A 19362-nucleotide genomic window follows, 5' to 3' on the forward strand; every position below is an offset into this window, starting at 1 on the left:
CCGGCGGCGCCGTCCGCGCGGGGCGCCGCCGGGTCTGTGGACCGCGCACTGCGGCGGGCCGGAATGCCGTCCCCGTCTGGCAGCGGGCCGGCTTTCGGAGGACAGTGGGCCCCCAGGGCTGCTCCGCCCCGAGCACCAGCGGACGACAGCTAGCAGGAGGTCGTCCCACGTGACCACTTACTCTTTCAGGCTCTTCATCGCCGGGCAGACCGTCCGGTCCCAGGAAGCCGTGGCCAACCTGCGTCTGCTGTGTGACAGCCGGCTGCGCCATCAGTACGACCTCCAGATAGTGGATGCCGTCGAGCGGCCCGAACTGGCGGAGGAAGGACGGATCCTGGCCACACCCACGGTCGTCAGGCTCAGCCCGTCACCACAGCGGCGGGTCATCGGTGACCTCTCCGACCACCACCGCACCGCCCTCGCCCTGGGCCTGCCGGACGCCAGCTCCCACTCCGAGGAGGTACGGCCATGACATCGGGCAACGGACCGGTCTCACGGGTGGCCACCGGCATCAACGGCTTCGACCAGGTCGCGCTGGGCGGGCTGCCCGCGGGCCGGTGCACGCTCGTCACCGGCACGGCCGGCAGCGGCAAGACACTGTTCGCCACCGAATTCCTCGCCCGGGGGATACAGGTCCACGACGAGCCGGGGGTGTTCGTCACCTTCGAAGAACCGCCGGCGGACACCCGGCGCAACGCGCTCTCGCTGGGGCTCACGATCGCGGAGTGGGAGCGGGCCGGGAAATGGGCCTTCGTCGACGCCTCCGCCACGAGCACGGAGGAGGGGGCCATCATCGGCGCGTACGACTTCCACGCGCTGGCGGCCAGGATCGGCCACGCCGTCCACGCGATCGGCGCCAAACGGGTCTCGATGGACTCGCTGGGCACGGTCTTCCTGCGCTTCCCCGGCCAGGCCACCGTCCGGCAGGAACTGCTGCGCGTGGCGGAGTCCCTGGAGTCGCTCGGCGTCACCTCGGTGATCACCACGGAGCGGGAGACGGAGTACGGCAGCATCTCCCGGTTCGGCGTGGAGGAGTTCGCCCTGAACAACGTCATCGTGCTGCGCAACAACCTGGTCCAGGAACGGCGGCGCCGGACCGTGGAGATCGTCAAGCTCCGCGGCGGCCCGCACCGTACCGGCGAATGGCTGTTCACCATCGACCCACAGGACGGCATCGTCATCGTCCCCCTGGCGTTCCTCGCGCCGCACGAGGGTGCCGTGGTCCGCGACCGGGTCTCCACCGGCTTCCCGGATCTGGACGAGATGTGCGGCGGCGGGGTCTACCGCGACGCAATTGTCCTGCTCACCGGCCCGACGGGGGTCGGCAAGACGCTGACCGCGCTGCGGTTCGTCGCCGCCGGTGTGGAGGCGGGCGAGCGCTGCCTGCTGTACACCTTCGACGAGACCCGCCAGCAGTTGAACCGCAACGCGTCGGGCTGGGGCATGGACCTGTCCGCCATGGAGGCGACCGGCCTGCTGCAAGTGGTGTCCGAGTACCCCGAGACCTCGTCGCTGGAGGACCACTTCATCCTGGTGCGGCGGGTGGTGGAGGAGTTCCGGCCCTCGCGGCTCGTCATCGACACCCTTTCCGCGCTGGAACGCATCGCCACCCCGCGGGCGCTGCTGGACTTCTTCGTCGCGCTGGGCGCGGTGCTGCGGCCCCGTGCCATCACCACCCTGGTCACTTCCCTGCCCGCCGACCGCACGCCCTCGAACGCCGGCCCGGGCATCGCCGCACGGATCGACAGCCTCACCGATGTGTCGGTCCTGCTGCGCTACGTGGAGACGGCCGGCCGGGCGCGCCGGGCGATCGCGGTGCTGCAGACCCGCGGCTCGGCCCACGACCACCGCATCCGCGAAGTCACCATCGACAGTACGGGTTTGCACATCGGCGACCCGCTGCACGGCGTCTCCTCCGTACTGGCCGGATACGGCGCGCCCGTGTTCACGGCCGACCCGTACGGCGCGGCCGACGGTCGTGCGCCGGCCCCACGGGTGGACCCCGATGGCTGACGACAACCATGCGCGCCCCGGCGGCGCGGCCGCGGACGGGAATCACGGCGCCGGTCCCGACGACATCCGGCAGGTGATCGTCTCGGCGACGGCGGACGGCATCCTGGCGGTCGACGCGAACGGGCTCATCCTGTTCTGCAACCCGGCCGCCGAGGAGCTGTTCGACCGGTCCGCCGACGAACTGGTCGGCAGGGAGTTCGGCTTCCCCCTCGTCGTCGGGGAGACCACCATCGACCTGATGCTCCCGGACAGAAGAGTGCGGGTGGTGGAGATGCGGGTCACCACCGCGCTGCTGGAGTCCGACACGCTGCACGTCGCGGCGCTGCGCGACATCACCCGGCGGCGGCAGGCCCAGCTCGCGCTCGAAGCGGCGCTGGAGCGGCAGAACGTGATCGTGGCGGTGGCCGCCCACCAGCTGCACAACCCGCTGGCCGCCGTCGCCGTGCTCGTCGACACGCTGCGCGACCGCCGGGCGGAGCTCTCGGAGCAGACGCGGACCGAGGCCATGAACCGGATCGCCGAACGCATCACCCACCTCCAGGCGCTGGTGCGCAAGCTGCTCACCGCGGCGCGCATCGATGCCGGCGCCCCGCACGCCGTTCCCGAGGACATCCACGTACTGCCGTTCCTGATCGAGCGGCTGGGCGATGTCACGGAGGAGGCCGAGGCGGTACGGCTGTCGTGCTCGCCCCGGCTGGTCGCGCGGGTGGACCGGCTGGCCTTCTCGGAGATGCTCACCAACTGTCTGGAGAATGCCTTCACGCACGGCCGCCCGCCGGTCGTCACCCGGGCGGTGGCCCGGAGCCACCGGTGGCTGGAGGTCTCGGTGTGCGACCACGGCGACGGGGTGCCGGCCGACTTCGTACCGCGGCTGTTCGAGCGGTTCAGCCAGGGTCCCGGCACGGAGCGGCGCGGTGACGGCGCGGGGCTGGGCCTGTGGGTGGTCCGCAATCTGGCCCGGGCCAATGGGGGCGACGTCTCGTACGAGCCGGCTCCGCACGGCGGTTCGTGCTTCCGGCTGCGGCTGCCCCGCGCACCGGACCGGTGAGCCGTCCCGCACCGCGGACGGACCGCGTCCTCGTCCGGGCGCTACCTGCCGAGCCCCGCGCGGCTCGGCCCGCCGGACGCCGGCACCTGACCGGTGGCGCTCGTCAGGATGCGGTGGACCAGGCGGGCGCCGGTGCGGGCCGTGCGGTGGTCCAGGTCCAGGTCCGGATTGAGTTCGGCGACATCGCAGACGGCCAGCTGGCCGCTGGCCGCGACCTTGGCGCAGACGTGTTCCACGACCTCCAGCGGCACCCCGTAAGCGGCCGGCGCGCTGACGCCCGGCGCCACGGCGGCGGGCAGTACGTCCAGGTCGATGCTGAGGTGCACGAGGTCGCAGCTCGCGAGGAAGTCGTCCACGAAGGCGTCGACGCGGTGCACGTTCAGCAGGCCGCAGTCGGTGTCGGGGAGGTAGCGGACGCCGAGCCGGTCGGCGGTGCGGTACAGCCGCTCGGTGTTGCTCGGCGCGCTCACCCCGAGCACCCAGTAGTTCAGCTCCCGGCCCGCGGCCTCCTCGTCCCCGGCCATCTGCAGGAACGGCGTGCCGGAGCTGGGCCGGACGTCGTCGCGCAGGTCGAAGTGCGCGTCGAGGTTGAGGACGCCGAGCCGGGCGCCGGCGCGGAGCGCGCGGCTGCCGGCGAGGCCCAGGTAGCTGCCGTACGCCACCTCGTGTCCGCCGCCCAGCACGGTCACCGGGCGGCCCCGGTCGAGGAGCGCGGTGACGGCGCGGCCCAGGCGCCGCTGGCCGGCCGCGAGGTCGCCGTCGCCGACCTCGATGTCCCCGGCGTCCAGTGCGCTCAGCGGCGTCTGCAGTGCCATCGGGGCGAGCGCGCGGCGCAGCTCTCCGGGACCGTCGGCCGCACCCGGCCGCCCCTTGTTGCGGCGCACACCCTCATCGCTCCGGAAGCCGACGAAGGCGGCGTCCCGGCCGCGGTCCGGGCCGGCTGCCGAGTACGTCGAGTACTCCGAGTACGGCGTCACCGCGTGGTGCCAGCGCAGGTGCTCGGTGCCCGGGCCGTCGTCGCGGCCGGTCCAGGGCTCGGCCGGCGCGTCCACGGTCAGGGCGGGCGCGGCCGCGGTCACGGCGGGCGCGGCCGCTTCCTGGTCCTGCGCGCGCTCCAGGTCGATGGTCTGCGCGGCCTGCTGCACGGTGCTCGTCACGGTTCCTCAGCTCCTCGGTGGTCCGCTGCCATCACACCCGGGTACCGGCCCGTGGGCCAGCGCGGACGCCCCGGTTCCTCGGATCCGAGACCCACTAGGATTCCGGTGCCCGCGTCATCCGCGACGAGCGTGTGACCACGAGTGCGAGGGACGGTGAACGGCTTGGCCGGGGAAACTGCTGACCTCGCGCGGCGGTACAAGGCACAGGCGTCGGGGAGCGCTCCCGCGTACCAGCGCGTGAAGGACCTCGTCACCGAGCAGATCATGAGCGGCCGCTGGCGGGAGGGCGACGCGCTCCCGTCGGAGAGCCAGTTCGTGGACTCGCTGGGGCTGTCCCGGATGACGGTGAACCGCGCGCTGCGGGAGCTGGCGGGGCAGGGCCTGATCCGCCGGGTGATGGGCGTGGGCAGCTTCGTGGCCCTGCACAAGGGCAGCTCGGCGCTGGTGGAGGTGCACAACATCGCCGACGAGGTGCGCCGCCGCGGACACCGGTACCGCGCCGAGGTGCTGTACGTACGGGCGGAGACCGCCGATCCGGAGGTCGCCGCGCAGTTCGGCCCGGGTGCCGGGCGCCGGGTCTTCCGGTCGCGGGTGGTGCACTTCGAGGACGACGTGGCGATCCAGCTGGAGGACCGGTACGTCCACCCGGACTTCGCGCCCGGCTATCTGGAGCAGGACTTCACACGGCGGACCCCGTTCACGTTCCTGTCCGAGGTGGCGCCGCTGGGCAAGGGCGAGCACGTGGTGGAGGCGGTGCTGCCGTCGGCGGAGGAGTGCGCGGTGCTCGGCGTGCCCGAGTCCGAGCCGTGCCTGCTGATCCACCGCCGCACCTGGTCGGGCGACGCGCTGGTGAGCATCGCGCGGCTGCTGCACCCGGGGTCGCGGTACCGGCTGCAGGGCACGTTCGACAACCGCTGAGCCCGTCCTACGGGTGGCCCGGCGACTACGGCTGTCCCTTGGGCGCGCGGCCCGAGACCGCGTGCGTGAGGCGGGCCGCGCCCTTGCGCAGCAGATCGCGTACGTACGCCTCGTCGCGCGGCCGGTGGTGGCGGTACCAGGTGCTGCTCAGGGCCGCGACGGGCCGCCCGTGGTGGTCGAACGCCGCCACCCCGACCGACCGGAAGCCCGCCGAGACCAGCTCGGTCTCCTCCGACCAGCCGCGCGCCCGGTCCCGGGCCAGCAGCTCCCGCAGCTCACCGAGCGACCGCGGGCCCTTGCCGGTACGGGTGATCAGGTCGCCGGGGCGCGGGAAGAGCGCCTTGAGCTGGGCCTCGCCGACGTGCGCGAGGAGCGCCCGGCCGCTGGCCGTGAGGTGCGCCGGGAGCCGGACGCCGACCTCGGTGACCAGCGGCACCACGGCGGCGCCCGAACGCACCGCGGTGGGCTGCTCCTTGAGCAGGTACACGGTCTCCGCGCCGTGCAGCACGCCCAGGTGCACGGGCTGCGCGAGGCGGGTCGCGAGGGTGCGCAGGATCGGGCGCGCGATCCGTTCCAGCGGTTCGTGCCGCAGATAGGCGGAGCCGATCTCGAAGGCGCTGACGCCCAGCCCGTACGCCTGCTCGTCCGGGAGATAGGTGACGAAGCCGCGCCCGGCCAGCACGGTGAGGATGTGGTACGCCGACGAGCGCGGGATGCCGAGGTCGCGGGCGAGCGTCGCGGCCCGCACCGGGCCGGAGCGCCCCGCGAGGTGGGTGAGGATATCCAGCGCCCGCCCGACGGCCGGCGAGGTGCTGGACGCGGCGGCCGCCGTACCGGGCATTCCGGATTCCCGCCGCTCCGTCATCGCCGCGTCCCCTCTCCCACGGCCCCACCCAGTCCCCGGACCGACTCTTGACGGTCCTGTCTATACAGGCATATACATGCGGCGCCTGTGTTCAAGTGAGAAGCGACGACAGCCGCTCCCACCAGGCAACGGCCCATGTCGCACGTCAGGGACGGGCGTGCTGTTCCCGAAGGAGAGGGCATCTTGTGAGCACCGAAAAAACGACCTTGCACCGCGGGCTGAGGTCCCGCCACATCCGGTTCATCGCCCTCGGCTCGGCCATCGGCACCGGCCTGTTCTACGGTTCCTCCGAGGCCATCCAGGCCGGCGGCCCCGCGGTGCTGCTGGCCTACCTGATCGGCGGCGCCGCCGTCTTCCTGGTACTGCGCTCGCTCGGCGAGATGGCGGTCAACAACCCCTGCGCCGGCTCCTTCGGCGAGTACGCCACCCGGTACCTCGGCCCGCTCGCGGGACTCACGACCGGCTGGACCTACGCCTTCGAAATGATCATCGTCTGTATCGCCGACGTCACCGCGCTCGGCGTCTACATGGGATTCTGGTTCCCCGATGTACCCCGCTGGATCTGGGTGCTCGCCGCCATTGTCATCATCGGCATACTGAATCTCTTCAGCGTCAAGGTCTTCGGTGAGCTGGAGTTCTGGCTCTCGCTGGTGAAGATCGTCGCCATCTGCGCGATGATCGTGGGCGGGCTCGCCATTCTTGTCTTCGGCATCGGCGGCGGCGGAATGGACGTCGGGGTCTCCAATCTCTGGAGCAACGGCGGGTTCTTCGCGCACGGCGCCGAAGGCTTCATCATGTCCTTCGCCGTTGTGATGTTCGCCTTCGGCGGTACCGAGGTCATCGGCGTCACGGCCGGCGAGGCAGAGAATCCGAAGAAGTCCATTCCGAGCGCGGTGAATTCCATCCCGTTGCGCATCGTGTTCTTCTACGTGCTGACGCTCGCCGTCCTCATGTCGCTCAATTCCTGGCAGGACATCGGCTCGGACAGCAGCCCGTTCGTGCAGATCTTCGCGGGGCTCGGCATCAAGTCCGCGGCCGCCGTGCTGAACGTCGTCGTCATCGTGGCCGCGCTCTCCGCGATCAACAGCGACATCTTCGCCGCGGGCCGCATCATGTACGGCATGGCCGAGCGCGGTCAGGCCCCGGCCGTCATGCGCCGCCTCTCGCGCAACGGCGTGCCGACGATGACCGTCGCCATCATGATCGGCGCGCTGCTGCTCGGCGTGGTGCTGAACTACACCATGCCCGAGAACATCTTCCTCATCATTTCGTCGATCGCCACCTTCGCGACCGTCTGGGTCTGGCTGATGATTCTCGCGAGCCAGTACGCGGCCCGGCGGAAGATGTCGGAGAAGGAAACGGCCGAACTCGCCTACAAGGTCCCGTTCTGGCCCTACGGACAGATCATCGCCATGGTCTTCATGGCCGCCGTGGTGGTGCTGCTCGCCTTCTCCGCGGACACCCGCATCGCGCTGATCGTAGGGGCCGTCTGGCTGGCCCTGCTGTCGGTGGTGCATTTCCTCTGGCTCCGTCCGCGTAACGGCGTCGCTGCCGCGACCGATTCCCCCCAGGAAAATCCGGCTGAAGCCCCCGTACCGGCACGGGACTGATGTCCCGAGAGGGGTCCCGAAAGGGACCCCTCAGGGGCCTGAAAAAGCCCCCGAAAAGGCGCCGGGCGGGGCCGTCGACGTCATTGGCGACGGCCCCGCCCGGCATTGTGCGGTTACGCGGAGGGGGTCTCCCGCATCGGGATACGGACACCCCGCTCGTCGGCAACCGTGTCAGCGATGTCGTATCCGGCGTCCACGTGCCGGATGACACCCATGCCGGGGTCGTTCGTCAGGACGCGACGGACCTTCTCGCCCGCCAGCTTCGTGCCGTCGGCGACGGAGACCTGACCGGCGTGGATGGAGCGGCCCATGCCGACGCCGCCACCGTGGTGAAGCGACACCCAGGAGGCACCCGAGGCGACGTTGACCATGGCGTTCAGCAGCGGCCAGTCGGCGATGGCATCCGAGCCGTCCAGCATCGCTTCGGTCTCCCGGTACGGGGAGGCCACCGAGCCGCAGTCCAGGTGGTCGCGGCCGATGGCCAGCGGGGCCTGCAGCTCACCGGAGGCCACCATGTCGTTGAAGCGCTCACCGGCCTTGTCCCGCTCGCCATAGCCCAGCCAGCAGATCCGCGCGGGCAGGCCCTGGAAGTGGACCCGCTCACCGGCCATCTTGATCCACCGGTGCAGCGACTCGTTCTCCGGGAACAGGTCCAGGATGGCCTTGTCGGTCTTGTGGATGTCCGACGCCTCGCCGGAGAGAGCGGCCCAGCGGAAGGGGCCCTTGCCCTCGCAGAAGAGGGGGCGGATGTAGGCGGGGACGAAGCCGGGGAACGCGAAGGCGCGGTCGAAGCCGGCGAGCTGGGCCTCGCCGCGGATGGAGTTGCCGTAGTCGAAGACCTCAGCGCCAGCATCCATGAAGCCGACCATGGCCTCCACGTGCTTGGCCATCGACTCCCGGGAGCGGGTGGTGAACCCGGCCGGGTCCTTGGCCGCCGCGTCCGCCATGTCCTCGAAGGCGACCCCCACCGGCAGGTACGAGAGCGGGTCGTGGGCGGAGGTCTGGTCGGTGACGATGTCGATCGGCGCGCCCTCGGCGAGCATCTGCGGCAGCAGCTCGGCGGCGTTGCCCAGCAGGCCGATGGAGAGCGGCTTGCGCTGGTCGCGGGCCTCGGTGGCCAGCTGCAGGGCATGCGCCAGGTTGTCGGCGCGGACATCCAGGTACCGGTGCTCGATGCGCCGCTCGATCGCCCGCGGGTCGCAGTCGATACAGATCGCCACACCGTCGTTCATGGTGACGGCGAGCGGCTGCGCGCCGCCCATGCCACCCAGCCCGGCGGTCAGGGTGATCGTCCCGGCGAGCGTGCCGCCGAACTTCTTCGCCGCCACCGCCGCGAAGGTCTCGTACGTGCCCTGCAGGATCCCCTGGGTGCCGATGTAGATCCACGAACCGGCCGTCATCTGCCCGTACATGGTCAGCCCCAGCTGCTCCAGCCGCCGGAACTCCTCCCAGTTCGCCCAGTCCCCCACCAGGTTCGAGTTGGCGATCAGGACGCGCGGGGCCCACTCGTGCGTCTGCATGACACCCACCGGACGACCCGACTGCACCAGCATCGTCTCGTCCTGCTTCAGCGTGCGCAGCGTGCGCTGCATCGCATCGAACGAGCGCCAGTCGCGGGCCGCCTTGCCCGTACCGCCGTAGACGACCAGCTTGTCCGGGTGCTCGGCCACCTCCGGGTCCAGATTGTTCTGGAGCATCCGCAGGGCGGCCTCCTGCTGCCAGCCGAGAGCGGAGAGTTCGGTGCCGCGGGCCGCGCGGACGGGGCGTGCGCCTGTCATGGTGTTGTCCTTTCGGAGTGTGGAGTGGCCGGGTGTCAGCGGAGCCGGCCGGCGACCGACTCGGCCGCGCGCAGGGCCTCGCCCGAAGCCACGTACTGCACGGCCGCCTCGATCTCGGGAGCGAGATAGCGATCGGTGCCGGGGCCCTGTACATCGGCGCGGAGGCCCGCGACGACCGCGGCCGTGGCGGGCGCGGGGGTGAGCGGGGCGCGGAGGTCCAGGGCGCGGGCCGCGGTGAGGATCTCGATCGCGACGACGCGGGTGAGGCCGTCGATCGCCTTGCGCAGCTTCCGTGCTGCCGCCCAGCCCATGGAGACATGGTCCTCCTGCATGGCACTGGAGGGGATGGAGTCGACGGAGGCGGGGGCCGCGAGGCGCTTGAGTTCGGACACGATCGCGGCCTGGGTGTACTGGGCGATCATGTGGCCGGAGTCGACGCCGGGGTCGTCGGCGAGGAACGCGTTGAGGCCGTGGTTGCGGGCCACGTCCAGGAAGCGGTCCGTGCGGCGCTCGGCTATCGAGGCGACGTCGGCGACGGTGATGGCGAGGAAGTCCAGGACGGCGGCGACGGGGGCGCCGTGGAAGTTGCCGTTGGACTCGACGCGGCCGTCGAGGGTGACGACGGGGTTGTCGACGGCGGCGGCGAGCTCGCGAGAGGCCACCAGCTCGGCGTGGCCGAGGGTGTCCCGGGCAGTGCCGTGGACCTGGGGCGAGCAGCGCAGCGAGTACGCGTCCTGGACGCGGGTGCACTCCGGGCCGCGGTGGCTGGCGACGATCGCGGAGTCCGCGAGGACGGCGCGCAGGTTGGCGGCGCTGTCGGCCTGGCCGGGGTGCGGGCGCAGGGCCTGGAGGTCGGCGGCGAAGACGGCGTCCGTGCCGAGCTGGCCCTCGACGCTCATGGCGGCGCTGATGTCCGCGGTGGCGAGCAGCCGGCGCAGGTCGTGGGCGGCCAGGACGAGCGTGCCGAGCATGCCGTCCGTGCCGTTGATGAGGGCGAGGCCCTCCTTCTCGTGCAGGGTGACCGGCGCGATGCCGGCGGCGGCGAGCGCCTCGGCGGCCGGGCGCAGCTCGCCGTCGGCGTCGCGGACCTCGCCCTCGCCCATGACGGCGAGCGCGCAGTGGGCGAGCGGGGCGAGGTCGCCGGAGCAGCCGAGCGAGCCGTACTCGCGGACGACCGGGGTGATGCCGGCGTTGAGCAGCGCGGCGTACGCCTCGGCGGTCTCCAGGCGGACGCCGGTACGGCCGGTGGCGAGGGTGGAGAGGCGCAGCAGCATGAGCGCGCGGATCACCTCGCGCTCGACCTCGGGGCCGGAGCCGGCGGCGTGCGAGCGGACCAGGCTGCGCTGGAGCTGGGCGCGGAGTTCGGTGGGGATGTGCCGGGTGGCGAGGGCACCGAAGCCGGTCGAGACGCCGTAGTGCGGGGTGACATCGTCGGCCAGGGCCTCGATGACCTTGCGGCTGCGGGTGATCTCTTCCTGCGCCGCGGGGGAGAGCGTGACGGTGGCGTCGTGGCGGGCGACGGCCACGACATCGTCGGCGGACAGCGCGCCGACGTCGATAACAACAGTTGACATGCCTCAATGAAGCACCAGGTCAAACCCTCTGTTCCATGCCCGCAGCCCGCTTTGTGTCTGGTATCCCAGACACTTGGCGGCAGCGCGGGGGCGCCCGTCAGGGAGCGCCCCTCCAGGGGCGCGGGGAACTGCGCGAGCAACCACAGCGCCGCGGCACGGCGCCACGAACGCAAGCCCCCATGGCGGGAGCCCCCGTCCGCGGCGCGGCACGGCGCCACCGACGCAAGCCCCCACGGCGGGAGCCCCCGTCCATCCGCGGCTACCCTCGCCGCATGGCCATCGTCCCCGCAGCCGCCCAGGTCCTGGCGATCCTCCGCTACCTGGCCGGCCAACTCGGGCCGGCATCCGCGGCGGCGATCAGCCGCGACGTCGGCCTCCCCCGCTCCACGACGTACCACCTCCTCGACACCCTCGCGCAGGACGGCTTCGTGGTGCATCTGCCGGACGAGCGCCGGTACGGCCTCGGCGTCAGCGCCTTCGAGCTGGCCTCCGGGTACAGCCGCCAGGCACCCTTCCAGCGGCTGGCGCGCGCGCCGCTGACCGCGCTGGTCGACCGCACGGGCCACAGCGCACACCTCGCGGTGCTGCACGGCCGCGAGGTCATCTACGTCATCGAGGAGCGGGCGCCGGGGCGGGCGCCGCTGGTGACGGAGGTCGGCGTGCGGCTGCCCGCGCATCTGACGGCCAGCGGCCGGGCCATGCTCGCGCGGCTGCCGGTCGCCCAGGTCCGCGCGCTGTTCCCGGACCCGTCCGCGTTCGTCGTCCGGCACGGCATCGGGCCCGGCTCGCTCTCCGCGCTGCGCCACCTGCTCGTGGAGGTGCGGCGCCGCGGGTACGCCACGGAGGAGGGCGAGGTCACCCCCGGCTTCTCCTCGGTCGCCGCGCCGGTGCTCGACCACAGCGCGCACCCGGTCGCCGGGGTCGCCGTGACCTACCCCGCCGCCGAGGTCCCGGCGGACCAGCAGGCAGCCATCGCCGAACAGGTGGCCCGTACCGCCCGGGACCTGACCCTGCGGATCGGCGGCACACTGCCGGTGCCGTGAGCGGCGGGAGCTGCCGGTGCCGTGAGCGGCGAGCCACTGCCGGTGCCGTAAAACCCGTTCTCACGGGTGCATACGCGCACCCTTGACGATCTTGTCGACGGCGTTCTTCGGCCCGTACACGGCCAGCCCCACCAGATCGAGCTGATCCCGGCCGACCGCCCGTACGGCAGCCCGGTTGTCCCGGTCATTACCGGTCGCGAAGAGGTCGGAGGTGAACACCGAGAGGGCGACGCCCCGGCTCAGCGCACGGCCGTGCGCGGCGGTCAGCGTCTCCTTCGTCCCCTCGAAGACCAGCACGGGCTGGCGGAACATCCGCAGGTAGTCATTGCCGTCGGCGTCCGCGTACGGCTCCCCGATCACTTCGGGGATCTCCGTACCGATACCGCTGACGAGGAAGGCCGTCACGTTCAGCCGCTGCCAGGTCTCCAGGTCCTCGCGGAGCAGGACGGCGATCTTGGTGTCGAAGCGGACGGGTGCGGGCTCGGGAGCGGTCGTGGGGTGTTCAGCGGTGTTCGGAGTTTCCATATCGTGGATTCTTCCGAGCCGCTCCTGCCCCGGTCTTGTACGTTCTTTGCATGGTCCGCCGTTCCCTGGTCCGCCGTCCTCATACGCAGGTCACGGCCTGGCGCCCGGCCGTGGCCGGCATCGCCGAGGTCTACCACGCGCACCTGACCGGCCATGCCTATCCGATGCACACCCACGGCGCGTGGACGCTGCTGATCGTCGACGACGGCATGGTGCGGTACGACCTGGACCGGCACGAGCACGGCGCGCTGCGGACGGGCGTCACGCTGCTGCCCCCGCACGTACCGCACAACGGCTCGCCGATCACACCGGAGGGCTTCCGCAAGCGCGTGCTCTACCTCGACCCCGAGGCGGCGGGCTTGGGCGAGGAGTACATCGGGCTCGCGGTCGACGCGCCCGTACTGGAGGACGCCACGCTGCGCGACCGGATCCACCGGCTGCACGACGCCCTCGTGCTGCCCGGCGAGGAGCTGGAGTCCGAGAGCCGGCTCGTGTGCGTCACCGAGCGGCTGCGCCAACACCTCACGCGGCGGCACCTGACACGGCGGCATCCGACGCGTCAGGACACGCTGGCCGCGCCGCCCGCCGCCGGTCCGGGCCTCGCCCGGCAACTGCGCGACCTGCTGGACGCGCGCCTCGCCGAGGGACTCACCCTCCAGGAGGCGTCCGGGCTGCTGCACGCCCATCCGGCGCACCTCGTACGGGCGTTCAGCCGCGAGTTCGCCATCAGCCCGCACCAGTACCTCACCGCGCGCCGCGTCGACCTCGCCCGGCGGCTGCTGCTGGACGGCATGGCAGCGCGGGACGCCGCGGCTGCCGCGGGCTTCCACGACCAGCCGCATCTCACCCGGCACTTCAAGCGCGTCCTCGGCGTCCCGCCGGGACACTTCACCGACCGACGCCGGGCTCCAGCGCCGTCACACTGAACTCCCCACCACAGACCCGCAGTTCAGAGGTACGGAGCGTCATCGCGTCCTTGGAACCGGGCGGGTAGGTCTGCAGGAGGTACGGGCTCTTCCAGCACGGCTCGTCGTTCAGACCGTCCTGGATGGTGTGCAGTACGGCGTACGCGCTGCCGCCCGGCTTCAGGGTGACGGCCTTGCCCGCCGCGCCCTCACGAGTGGCGGGCTTGCCGATCATCTGGCCGTCGCGCTGGATCAGCGAGACGCCGGGGTAACCGCGCAGCGTGCAGGAGGTCTTCCCGTTGTTGGTGAACACCAACGGGTAGCGGATGTTGCCCGCGCCGACGTCGGCACGGCCCAGCCGCAGCCCCAGTTCGTCGGCGGTACAGCGGTCGGACGAGGTGTCGGTGGACGCGGCGGCCGCGGTACGCGCCGAGGCGGTACGCACGGCGGTCCCCTTCGCGCCCTGGCCGGAGGGCGACTGCGAGGCAGCCGATCCGCCACCGTCGGCCTCGGCCGACGAGGAGCCGGAGGCAGCCGAGGAGGAATCCGAAGCCGACCCCGAATCCGCCCCCGAGTCGGACGCGGCAGCGGACGGTGCAGCCGGAGCACCGGACTTCACACCGGAACCATCATCCTGACAGGCCGTGAGCGCGAGCGCGGCCGCGGCGGCGATCAGCGTGGCGGTGGCAGCCTTGCGGCCGCGGCGGAGGCTGGTGAGATGCGACATGGAAATCCCCTTACCGGGTCGGTACGTGCGGCCCTTCGATCCCGCACCATCCACCCTGCCGAGTCCCACTGATGCCCCACTAACACACCACTAACGCACCCCCGTAAGACGCGAAGACGCGAGGCCCGGACCCGAAAGTCAGGCTCCCTTTGCCGCCGGCACCAGAATCGCCACGCACTCCACATGATGCGTCATCGGGAACAGGTCGAATGCCTGGAGGCGCTTCGGGACGTAGCCCGCTGCGGCGAAGTAGGCGAGGTCTCGGGCGAGGGCGGCCGGGTCGCAGGCCACGTAGGCGATGCGGCGGGGGGTGAGGGAGGCGAGGTGTTCGACCGTCTTGCGGCCGGCGCCGGCGCGGGGCGGGTCGAGGACGACGAGGTCGACGTCGGTGATGCCGGTGCGGGGCAGGATCTGGTCGACCTTGCCGTGTTCGATGCGGACGCGGTCGACGTCGGCGAGGTTGTGGCGGGCGTCCTCCACCGCGCGCTTGCCGGACTCGATGCCGAGGACGGCGCCCTTGTCGCCGACGCGGTCGGCCAGTGCGCCGGCGAAGAGGCCGACGCCGCAGTACAGGTCGAGGGCCATGTCGCCCTTCTTGGGCATGAGGCCGCGCATGACCGATTCGACCAGGAGGTCGGCGGCCTGCGGGTGGACCTGCCAGAAACCGCCGTTGCCGACGCGCCAGGTGCGTTCGGCGGCGCGTTCGCGGACGAAGGGGCGGCCGTGTACGCGGTGCACGCCCTTGTCCTTCTCCCCGATGCGCATGACGGAGACCGGCTTGTCGAGCTCCACGATGGGGAGGCGGCCGCCGGGCTTCGGCGTGAGGATGACCTGACGGTCGTGGGAGCCGGTGGCGGCGATGGCCTCGACGGTGGCGATCTGGGGCCACTCGCGCTTCTCGATGCCGAGTTCCGAGACGCCGGGGGCGGCGATCATGCAGTGGTCGATGGGCTGCACCTCGTGGGAGCGGTGCTTACGGAGGCCCGCGTGGCCCTCGGCGTCGATGGCGTACTGGACGCGGGTGCGCCAGGCCGGTACCTCGCCCGCGGGGACCTTGTCACCGGGGGCGGGGACGACCGTGCCGTCCCAGCCGGCCTCCTCGGGGGTCAGGCCCGCGAGGCGCTGCAGCTGCTCGGCGATGACCTCGCCCTTGAGGCGGCGCTGGGCGCCCGGCTTGGCGTGCTGCCAGTCGCAGCCGCCGCAGCGGCCGGGGCCGGAGAAGGGGCAGGGGGCTTCGACACGGTCCTTGGAGGCCGAGAGGATCTGCACCGCGTCGGTGCGGAGGAAGCGGGCTCCTTCCTCGCCGTCGGTGACCTTGGCGATCACGCGCTCGCCCGGGAGGGCATGGCGTACGAAGAGGACCTGGCCCTCGTCCGTACGGGCGATGCAGTGGCCGCCGTGGGCCACGGGCCCGACCTCTACCTCGTACTCCTCGCCGACCAGGGACTTCTTCGGTTCTTCCGGCATGGCGAGTGAGCTCCAAAAAACGTGGGGTGGTGCGGCGGGACAACAGCCTTCAATTCTACGTCCCGCCGTACCACCCCATTGACCACCGGGGCGCGCCCCTACTTCTTGGTCGCCGCCTTCTCCTTCTTCGGCTGGGCCACGGGACCGCGGCGGACCGAGCCCGGCGCGTTCCACTCGGCGCGCTTGCGGGCGCGGACCTTGGCGGCCTCGGAGGAGTCCAGCTGCCAGGGAACGGAGGTGACCATGACGCCCGGGGTGAAGAGGAGCCGGCCCTTCAGGCGCAGCGCGGACTGGTTGTGGAGCAGGTGCTCGTACCAGTGGCCGACGACGTACTCCGGGATGAAGACGGAGACCGCGTCGCGCGGGCTCTCCTTGCGCAGCGACTTCACGTACTCGATGAAGGGGCGGGTGATCTCCCGGTAGGGGGAAGCGAGGACCTTCAGGGGGACCTCGATGCCTCGGCGCTCCCACTCCTCCTTGAGGGCCTTGGTCTCGGCCGGGTCCACGTCGACGCTGACGGCTTCGAGCGTGTCGGAGCGCATCAGCTTGGCGTAGTTCAGGGCCCGCAGAGTCGGCTTGTGGACCTTGGAGACCAGGACGATGGAGTGCACGCGGGAGGGGCGGGCGACCTCGTCGTCGCGCGAGTCGGTCGCGGCGATCTCGTCGGCGACCCGGTCGTAGTGCTTACGGATCGCGGTCATCGTGACGTAAAAGATGACCATGCCGAGCAGGGCCACCCAGGCGCCGTGGCTGAACTTCGTCACCAGCACGACGACCAGCACCAGGCCGGTGAAGGTGGCACCGAAGGCGTTGATCGCGCGGGAGCGCTGCATCCGGCGCCGCTTGGCCTTGTCGTTCTCGCCGGCCAGATGGCGGTTCCAGTGCCGGACCATGCCGATCTGGCTGAGGGTGAAGGAGACGAAGACACCCACGATGTACAGCTGGATCAGGCGGGTGGAGTCGGCGCCGTAGATGTAGACGAGTATCACCGCGGCGCCGGCGAGCAGCACGATGCCGTTGGAGAACGCGAGGCGGTCGCCGCGGGTGTGCAGCTGGCGCGGCAGGTAACGGTCCTGCGCGAGGATCGAGCCGAGCAGCGGGAAGCCGTTGTACGCGGTGTTCGCGGCGAGGAAGAGGACCAGCGCGGTGGCGGCGGCCAGGATGACGAAGGCCACCGTGCCGTCGCCGAAGACCGCGGCCGCGACCTGCGAGATGACCGGGTTCTGGGTGTAGCCGGAGCCGACGGGCTGTCCGTTGTGCAGCAGGTCGGTGGCCGGCTTCTCGGCCATCTTCACGCCGGTGACCATGGCCAGCACGATGATGCCGCAGAACATGGTGACGGCAAGGCCGCCCATCAGCGCCAGCGTCGTGGCGGCGTTCTTGGACTTGGGCTTGCGGAAGGCGGGCACGCCGTTGGAGATCGCCTCGACGCCGGTGAGCGCCGCACAGCCGGAGGAGAACGCACGCAGCAGGAGGAAGACCAGCGCGAAGCCGGCCAGCCCGCCCTGCTCGGCGTGGATCGTGAAGTCGGCCGTCGGGGCCTTCATGTCGTCGCCCATGATCAGGCCGCGGAAGGCGCCCCAGAGGAGCATGCCGAAGACACCGGCGACGAAGACGTACGTCGGGATGGCGAAGAGCTTGCCGGACTCCTTGACGCCGCGCAGGTTCATCACGGTGAGCAGGATGATCATCGCGATGGCGCAGAGCGTCTTGTGCTCGACCACGAAGGGGATCGCCGAGCCCAGGTTTTCCACTCCGGAGGAGATGGAGACGGCGACGGTGAGGACGTAGTCGACCAACAGCGCACTGGCCACGGTGAGGCCGGCCTTGGGCCCGAGGTTGGTGTTGGCGACCTCGTAGTCGCCACCGCCGCTCGGGTAGGCGTGCACGTTCTGCCGGTACGACGCCACGACCGTGAACATCAGCACGACGACCGCGACGGCGATCCAGGGGCTGAAGTGGTACGCCGACACGCCTGCCACGGACAGGACGAGCAGCACCTCCCCCGGCGCGTACGCCACGGAGGAGAGCGGGTCGGAGGCGAAGACGGGGAGTGCGATGCGCTTCGGGAGAAGGGTCTCTCCCAGCTTGTCGCTGCGCAGTGCGCGCCCGATCAAGATGCGTTTGGGCACGTCGGTCAGTTTGGACACGCAGAGGATGCTAAGCCTTCGTCAAGGCCGTCGCCCACCCGCCACCCATAGGTGTAAGGCACCTGCCGGATGATGCCGCCCGACTGGTCCGCACTGCCGTCCGGGGGCTCCGGCGGGGGTACGGAATCCGTCGCTCCACCGTGTCGGGCGGTGGCGTACGGAGCCGCCACACGCCGCCCGAACGGCGGAACTGCCTGCCCGGAGCGGGGTGTCCACACCCTCACCCCCGTCGAGGGTGGGGACAACCGATCCGCTGCCGGCGGCCCGGCGGGCGCGCAGACCCCTGATGCTGCGCGGCCCGCCGTGCACCCGCCGGTGCGCCCTGATGGTGGCATTCGCCACGGCCTCGGCACATTGCCGGTTCCCGGCAATCTTTACGCGATTTTGATGGCTCACCGACCGGCACTTGCCCCGCCGGACGGCCCCCAGGAGGCCCGGTGCGGACCGGACGTCCGGGGGAACTACAGCGGCCGGTCCGGCCAGCCCAGTACGCGCGCGCCCATCGCCGCCGTCTCCAGCGTGTAGCGCTGCAGCCCGTCGCCCGGGTCGTAGCCGGTCAGCTCCTTGATGCGGGCCAGCCGGTAGGAGAGGGTGCGCACGCTGACCTGGAGCCGGCGGGCCGCCTCGGCGTTGACGTACGCCGTCGCCGCGCAGGCCCAGATCGTCTCCAGCAGCGGCCGCGCGCCGCCGCGCCCCTCGGTCAGCGGCCCCAGCACGCTGCGCACGAGGTCGGCCATGGCGGCCCGGTCGCGCAGCAGTACGGGGAAGACCAGCAGGTCGGCCGCGTGCAGCACGGGCTCGGTCAGCTCCAGCTGGGTCGCCAGCTCCAGCGCGCCCAGCGCCTCTTCGTACGAGGTGACCACGCCGCCCGCGCCGGCGTGCGGCCGGCCGAGCGCGACCCGTTGCGCGGCGTGCCCGCCCGGCCCGTCGGCGCGGGCGTACTTCGCGAAGGCGTCAAGGGCGCCGCCCCGGCCACCCGCCGCCACGCACACCAGCCGCCCGGCCTTGGTGGCGATCAGCACGTCACGGTCGCCGAAGCGGGCCAGCAGCTCGCGCTCCACGCGCCGGGCCACCGGGTGCAGATCGTCGAAGCGCTCCGGGCCCTCCGCGACGCCCACCGCGTGCTCCCCCGCCAGCCGCAGCCCGAAGCGCTCGGCGCGCTCGGCGAGCCGGCCGAGGTCGCTGCGCCCGTAAAGAAGGTCGTCGACGAATTCGCGGCGGGCCGCCTCCTCCTGCCGGACCGCGAGCCGCTGCGCCCGCTCGTGGCCCTCGCCGAGCGCGGCAACGGCCGCCTCGACGGCCGCGAGCAGCGCGTCTCCGGTACGGGCCCGCTCGCCGGCCCCCGCGGCCCGCGCCACTCCGGGCAGCGAGCCCCACAGCCGGCGGGTCTCCCCCAGATAGCGCCCGACCAGCTCGCGCAGGCTCAGGCCCTCTTCCGCGGACCGCTCCCCCAGCTCGCGCAGGGCGTCCAGCTCCTCGCGACGGAGCAGCCGCCCGGTCCGGGACACCTCCGCGAGGAGGTCGGCGTACTCGCCGAGGCCGTGCGGTTCCGCTGCTCCGCGCTCCACTTGTTGTGCTCCCT

General features: G+C 71.8%; 16 protein-coding genes. 7 read left to right on the forward strand and 9 right to left on the reverse strand.

The features are described from left to right. Window positions 1-169 precede the first annotated feature (169 nt). Genes CCS38_RS24535 through CCS38_RS24545 form a run of 3 tightly spaced genes read left to right on the forward strand, consistent with a single transcriptional unit; the run spans window position 170 to window position 3061 of the window. Window positions 170-472, forward strand: a complete 303-nt coding sequence (locus CCS38_RS24535) for a circadian clock KaiB family protein (RefSeq protein ID WP_223735471.1) — start codon at window positions 170-172, stop codon at window positions 470-472. Continuing rightward, a complete protein-coding gene (kaiC, locus tag CCS38_RS24540) occupies window positions 469-2013 on the forward strand; it encodes a circadian clock protein KaiC (protein WP_223735472.1) in 1545 nt (514 codons plus the stop codon). Before CCS38_RS24535 ends, kaiC begins: the two co-directional genes overlap by 4 nt. Continuing rightward, window positions 2006-3061, forward strand: coding sequence for a sensor histidine kinase (locus CCS38_RS24545; protein ID WP_223735473.1), 1056 nt, complete (start codon window positions 2006-2008; stop codon window positions 3059-3061). Before kaiC ends, CCS38_RS24545 begins: the two co-directional genes overlap by 8 nt. A gap of 41 nt (window positions 3062-3102) precedes the next feature. Here the strand turns inward: CCS38_RS24545 and hutG are convergent, their stop codons facing one another. Continuing rightward, window positions 3103-4218: a formimidoylglutamase gene (hutG, locus tag CCS38_RS24550; RefSeq protein ID WP_223735474.1), complete on the reverse strand. Its 1116-nt coding sequence runs from the start codon at window positions 4216-4218 to the stop codon at window positions 3103-3105. Window positions 4219-4380: 162 nt separating this feature from the next. On the opposite strand from hutG, the gene hutC reads away from it, so the two are divergent. Beyond that, complete coding sequence (gene hutC / locus CCS38_RS24555) at window positions 4381-5136, forward strand: histidine utilization transcriptional repressor HutC (RefSeq protein WP_223735475.1); 756 nt, start codon at window positions 4381-4383, stop codon at window positions 5134-5136. A 25-nt stretch (window positions 5137-5161) separates the two neighbouring features. On the opposite strand, the gene CCS38_RS24560 is transcribed toward hutC, so the two are convergent. Then, a complete protein-coding gene (locus CCS38_RS24560; RefSeq protein WP_223735476.1) occupies window positions 5162-6001 on the reverse strand; it encodes an IclR family transcriptional regulator in 840 nt (279 codons plus the stop codon). A gap of 185 nt (window positions 6002-6186) precedes the next feature. Here CCS38_RS24560 and CCS38_RS24565 point away from each other — a divergent pair, with 185 nt between their 5' ends. Next, window positions 6187-7611 (forward strand): amino acid permease, encoded by a 1425-nt coding sequence (locus CCS38_RS24565; protein WP_223735477.1) that lies wholly within the window; start codon window positions 6187-6189, stop codon window positions 7609-7611. A gap of 113 nt (window positions 7612-7724) precedes the next feature. Here the strand turns inward: CCS38_RS24565 and hutU are convergent, their stop codons facing one another. Both hutU and hutH read right to left on the reverse strand, forming a co-directional pair. Then, window positions 7725-9389: a urocanate hydratase gene (gene hutU / locus CCS38_RS24570; RefSeq protein WP_223735478.1), complete on the reverse strand. Its 1665-nt coding sequence runs from the start codon at window positions 9387-9389 to the stop codon at window positions 7725-7727. A 35-nt stretch (window positions 9390-9424) separates the two neighbouring features. After that, a complete protein-coding gene (gene hutH, locus CCS38_RS24575; RefSeq protein WP_223735479.1) occupies window positions 9425-10963 on the reverse strand; it encodes a histidine ammonia-lyase in 1539 nt (512 codons plus the stop codon). 272 nt (window positions 10964-11235) lie between these two features. Between hutH and CCS38_RS24580 the strand changes: the two genes are divergently transcribed. Continuing rightward, window positions 11236-12006, forward strand: a complete 771-nt coding sequence (locus tag CCS38_RS24580) for an IclR family transcriptional regulator (RefSeq protein ID WP_223735480.1) — start codon at window positions 11236-11238, stop codon at window positions 12004-12006. 60 nt (window positions 12007-12066) lie between these two features. On the opposite strand, the gene CCS38_RS24585 is transcribed toward CCS38_RS24580, so the two are convergent. Beyond that, window positions 12067-12531 (reverse strand): DUF2000 domain-containing protein, encoded by a 465-nt coding sequence (locus CCS38_RS24585; protein WP_223735481.1) that lies wholly within the window; start codon window positions 12529-12531, stop codon window positions 12067-12069. 50 nt (window positions 12532-12581) lie between these two features. Here CCS38_RS24585 and CCS38_RS24590 point away from each other — a divergent pair, with 50 nt between their 5' ends. Further along, on the forward strand, window positions 12582-13457 hold the full coding sequence (locus CCS38_RS24590) for an AraC family transcriptional regulator (protein WP_223735482.1): 876 nt from the start codon (window positions 12582-12584) through the stop codon (window positions 13455-13457). Here the strand turns inward: CCS38_RS24590 and CCS38_RS24595 are convergent. From CCS38_RS24595 to CCS38_RS24610, 4 genes are all read right to left on the reverse strand, one after another. After that, window positions 13420-14163: a DUF4232 domain-containing protein gene (locus CCS38_RS24595; RefSeq protein WP_223735483.1), complete on the reverse strand. Its 744-nt coding sequence runs from the start codon at window positions 14161-14163 to the stop codon at window positions 13420-13422. The genes CCS38_RS24590 and CCS38_RS24595 overlap by 38 nt on opposite strands. A 138-nt stretch (window positions 14164-14301) precedes the next feature. After that, window positions 14302-15630, reverse strand: coding sequence for a class I SAM-dependent RNA methyltransferase (locus CCS38_RS24600; RefSeq protein ID WP_223735484.1), 1329 nt, complete (start codon window positions 15628-15630; stop codon window positions 14302-14304). A gap of 98 nt (window positions 15631-15728) precedes the next feature. After that, on the reverse strand, window positions 15729-17780 hold the full coding sequence (locus CCS38_RS24605) for an APC family permease (protein ID WP_223735485.1): 2052 nt from the start codon (window positions 17778-17780) through the stop codon (window positions 15729-15731). A gap of 461 nt (window positions 17781-18241) precedes the next feature. Then, entirely contained in the window at window positions 18242-19348 is a 1107-nt protein-coding gene (locus CCS38_RS24610; protein ID WP_223735486.1) for a PucR family transcriptional regulator, read from the reverse strand. Between the last annotated feature and the right edge of the window lie 14 nt (window positions 19349-19362).

This window comes from Streptomyces purpurogeneiscleroticus (genome assembly GCF_020024005.1).
GTDB lineage: Bacteria > Actinomycetota > Actinomycetes > Streptomycetales > Streptomycetaceae > Streptomyces > Streptomyces purpurogeneiscleroticus.

Excerpts from the sequence above, each read along its gene's own strand:
- kaiC (WP_223735472.1), top strand. The coding sequence starts at position 469 with ATGACATCGGGCAACGGACCGGTCTCACGGGTGGCCACCGGCATCAAC.
- CCS38_RS24545 (WP_223735473.1), top strand. The coding sequence starts at position 2,006 with ATGGCTGACGACAACCATGCGCGCCCCGGCGGCGCGGCCGCGGACGGG.
- CCS38_RS24560 (WP_223735476.1), bottom strand. The coding sequence starts at position 6,001 with ATGACGGAGCGGCGGGAATCCGGAATGCCCGGTACGGCGGCCGCCGCG.
- hutU (WP_223735478.1), bottom strand. The coding sequence starts at position 9,389 with ATGACAGGCGCACGCCCCGTCCGCGCGGCCCGCGGCACCGAACTCTCC.
- hutH (WP_223735479.1), bottom strand. The coding sequence starts at position 10,963 with ATGTCAACTGTTGTTATCGACGTCGGCGCGCTGTCCGCCGACGATGTC.
- CCS38_RS24580 (WP_223735480.1), top strand. The coding sequence starts at position 11,236 with ATGGCCATCGTCCCCGCAGCCGCCCAGGTCCTGGCGATCCTCCGCTAC.
- CCS38_RS24585 (WP_223735481.1), bottom strand. The coding sequence starts at position 12,531 with ATGGAAACTCCGAACACCGCTGAACACCCCACGACCGCTCCCGAGCCC.
- CCS38_RS24590 (WP_223735482.1), top strand. The coding sequence starts at position 12,582 with ATGGTCCGCCGTTCCCTGGTCCGCCGTCCTCATACGCAGGTCACGGCC.
- CCS38_RS24595 (WP_223735483.1), bottom strand. The coding sequence starts at position 14,163 with ATGTCGCATCTCACCAGCCTCCGCCGCGGCCGCAAGGCTGCCACCGCC.
- CCS38_RS24600 (WP_223735484.1), bottom strand. The coding sequence starts at position 15,630 with ATGCCGGAAGAACCGAAGAAGTCCCTGGTCGGCGAGGAGTACGAGGTA.